The sequence below is a fragment of the Kitasatospora sp. NPDC091257 genome, from assembly GCF_044757675.1.
Taxonomy (GTDB): Bacteria; Actinomycetota; Actinomycetes; order Streptomycetales; family Streptomycetaceae; genus Kitasatospora; species Kitasatospora lactacystinica.
Genome location: NZ_JBIVVI010000952.1, coordinates 1 through 3,605, shown reverse-complemented (window position 1 = coordinate 3,605; position 3,605 = coordinate 1). Strand labels below are relative to the sequence as shown.

Sequence of the window (3,605 nt, the reverse complement as noted above, 5' to 3'; positions counted from 1 at the left end):
CGGGCAGCCCGCCGACCTTGGCGGCACCGAGGAAGCCGACGGTGTTCTCGGTGAGGAAGACCATCGGCGCCTCGCCGACGACCCGCGCGGCGGCCGGCGTCACGTAGAGGGAGGAGACGGCGAGCTGGCTCGGGCCCTTGGTCCAGTTGTCCACCGCGACGGTGCCCGCCACCGCGCCCGCGTCGTCCCGGATCCAGTAGCGCCGCCGGTACAGCTCCCCGCCCGGCCAGTCACGAGGTGCCGCTGGTGGCGGAGCTGGACCTGCGGCGGCCGCTGCGCGCGGTCTGGCCGGCCGGGCAGCGGCCGGGCGGGCCGGCCCGGGAGCTGCTGGGGCTGACCCGGCGGTCGGTCACACGTTCACCGAGAAGTTGAGACGGAAGCGGGAAACAGAAAGTTGAGCGGAATAGACTCAAGTTAGTGCATGCTGTACGCAGCAGTAGTGAAGGACGACGAGGGAGGACCCCCCAGCAGTGGACGCCAGCAAGTTCACCACCAAGACGCAGGACGCCCTGTCCGCCGCGATCCGGCAGGCGGGCACGGCCGGCAACCCGGACGTCAGGCCGGTGCACATCCTGATCGCCCTGCTGGAGCAGCCCGAGGGCATCGCCCGGCCCCTGCTGGAGGCGGTCGGGGCCGACGTCGCCCGGGTCGACGCCGAGGCCCGCCGCCAGGCGGCCGCGCTGCCCAGCGCGATGGGCTCGACGGTCGCCGCGCCCCAGCTCGCCCGGGACACCGTCGCGGTGCTCACCGAGGCCGGCAGGCGCGCGAACGACCTGGACGACCAGTACGTCTCCACCGAGCACCTGATGGTCGGCCTGGCCGCCGAGGGCGGCCAGGTGGCCGAACTGCTGGCGCACCAGGGTGCCGCGCCGAAGGCGCTGCTCGCCGCGTTCAAGGACGTCCGCGGCAGCGGCCGGGTCACCTCACCGGACCCGGAGGGCACCTACAAGGCGCTGGAGAAGTACGGCACCGACCTCACCCAGGCCGCCCGGGACGGCAAGCTCGACCCGGTGATCGGCCGCGACCACGAGATCCGCCGGGTGGTCCAGGTGCTCTCCCGCCGGACGAAGAACAACCCGGTGCTGATCGGCGAGCCGGGCGTCGGCAAGACCGCCGTGGTCGAGGGCCTGGCCCAGCGCATCGTGGCCGGCGACGTGCCGGAGTCGCTGCGCGGCAAGCGGCTGGTCGCGCTGGACCTCAGCGCGATGGTCGCGGGCGCCAAGTTCCGCGGCGAGTTCGAGGAGCGGCTGAAGGCCGTCCTGAACGACATCAAGGCCTCCGACGGCCAGGTCGTCACCTTCATCGACGAGCTGCACACCATGGTCGGCGCGGGCGCCGGCGGCGACTCCGCGATGGACGCGGGCAACATGCTCAAGCCGATGCTGGCCCGCGGCGAGCTGCGGATGGTCGGCGCCACCACGCTGGACGAGTACCGCGAGCGGATCGAGAAGGACCCGGCCCTGGAGCGCCGCTTCCAGCAGGTGCTGGTCGGCGAGCCCAGCGTGGAGGACTCGATCGCCATCCTGCGCGGCCTCAAGGGCCGGTACGAGGCGCACCACAAGGTGCAGATCTCGGACGCCGCCCTGGTCGCCGCGGCCACCCTGTCCAACCGCTACATCACCTCCCGCTTCCTGCCCGACAAGGCGATCGACCTGGTCGACGAGGCGGCCTCCCGGCTGCGGATGGAGATCGACTCCTCCCCGGTCGAGATCGACGAACTCCAGCGCTCCGTGGACCGGTTGCGGATGGAGGAACTGGCCCTGGAGAAGGAGTCCGACCCGGCCTCGGTGGACCGTCTGGCCCGGCTGCGGCGCGATCTCGCCGACCGGAACGAGCAGTTGAGCGTGCTGACGGCGCGCTGGGAGCAGGAGAAGAAGAGCCTCAACCGGGTCGGCGAGCTCAAGGAGCGGCTGGACGACCTCCAGGGCGCACTCGAACGTGCCCAGCGCGACGGGGACTTCGAGCGGGCGTCCAAGCTGATGTACGCCGAGATCCCGGCCGCCGAGGCGGAGCTCGCCGAGGCACAGGAGCGCGCCGCAGGCCAGGACACCTCCGCCTCGATGGTCAAGGAGGAGGTCGGCCCGGACGACGTGGCCGACGTGGTCTCCTCCTGGACGGGCATCCCGGCCGGCCGGCTGCTGGAGGGCGAGAGCGCCAAACTCCTGCGCATGGAGGAGGAGTTGGGCCGACGCCTGATCGGCCAGCAGGAGGCCGTGCAGGCCGTCTCGGACGCGGTGCGGCGCACCCGCTCCGGCGTCGCCGACCCGGACCGCCCGACCGGCTCCTTCCTGTTCCTCGGCCCGACCGGCGTCGGCAAGACCGAACTCGCCAAGGCCCTGGCCGACTTCCTGTTCGACGACGAGCGGGCGATGGTCCGGATCGACATGAGCGAGTACGGCGAGAAGCACACGGTCTCCCGCCTGGTCGGCGCCCCGCCCGGGTACGTCGGCTACGAGGAGGGCGGCCAGCTCACCGAGGCCGTCCGCCGCCGCCCGTACAGCGTGGTGCTGCTGGACGAGGTGGAGAAGGCGCACCCGGAGGTCTTCGACGTCCTGCTCCAGGTGCTGGACGACGGGCGGCTCACCGACGGGCAGGGCCGCACGGTGGACTTCCGCAACGCCATCCTGATCCTCACCTCCAACCTGGGCAGCCAGTACCTGGTGGACCCGGCCACCCCGGAGGAACGCAAGCGGGAGCTGGTGCTGGGCGCCGTCCGGTCCGCGTTCAAGCCGGAGTTCCTCAACCGGCTGGACGACATCGTGGTCTTCGAGCCGCTGGGCACCGGCGAGCTGAGCCGGATCGTCGACCTCCAGGTGGCCCGCCTGGGCGAGCGGCTGCGGGAGCGGCGGCTCACCCTGGAGGTCTCCGCGGCCGCCCGCGACTGGCTGGCGCTCACCGGCTACGACCCGGCGTACGGCGCCCGCCCGCTGCGCCGCCTGGTGCAGTCCGCGATCGGCGACCAGCTGGCCCGGGCGATCCTGTCCGGCGCGGTGCACGACGGGGACACCGTCCTGGTCGAGCGGGACGAGGCGGGCGACCGCCTGACCGTCCGCGGCCGGGGGCCGCTGGAGAAGTAGCACCGCCGGGCGTCCGGCACCCGGGCCGCCCCCTCCGCTCCGGCGGCGGGGGCGGCCGCCGTCACTCCGCCGCCGCCCGTCGCAGCAGCCGCCGCGTCCGGTCCCGCCGGCTGCGCGCCAGCCGGTGCAGCTCGGCCACCTGGACGTCCGGCAGGCTCCAGGCCTGGGTCAGCAGCCTGAGCGTGGACACCCGCGGACAGGACACCCCCCGCTCCAGGTCCCGGATCGACCGCACGCTCAGCCCGGTCGCCTCGCCCAGTTGCTCCTGCGTCATGCCCCGGTCCAGCCGGATGCTCCGCAGCAGCGCCCCGAGCGTCGCGCCGTCCCCCGTCGCCGCTCCACCCACTCCTGTTCCCCCCTCAATTTCGGACAGTCCACCTCAGGACAGCTCAACTCCCCCGGCCTGGCCGGGATTTGATCGAATCGAGTTCCGTCGCACGCTAACCGCATCCGGCCGGGACGGCAGCCGAACCAGCGCGCCGGGCGCGTGACGTGGCTCACGCGCGCCCCTCCGGGGGCCCACACCCC

2 protein-coding genes are annotated in these 3,605 nt (G+C 73.2%); one reads left to right on the top strand and one right to left on the bottom strand.

Going from position 1 to position 3,605, the window contains the following annotated elements:
- Positions 1-470: 470 nt before the first annotated feature.
- On the top strand, positions 471-3,077 hold the full coding sequence (gene clpB, locus ACIQOV_RS32635; protein ID WP_401054330.1) for an ATP-dependent chaperone ClpB: 2,607 nt from the start codon (positions 471-473) through the stop codon (positions 3,075-3,077).
- 61 nt (positions 3,078-3,138) lie between these two features.
- Here the strand turns inward: clpB and ACIQOV_RS32630 are convergent, their stop codons facing one another.
- Positions 3,139-3,423: a helix-turn-helix transcriptional regulator gene (locus ACIQOV_RS32630; RefSeq protein ID WP_359897729.1), complete on the bottom strand. Its 285-nt coding sequence runs from the start codon at positions 3,421-3,423 to the stop codon at positions 3,139-3,141.
- Between the last annotated feature and the right edge of the window lie 182 nt (positions 3,424-3,605).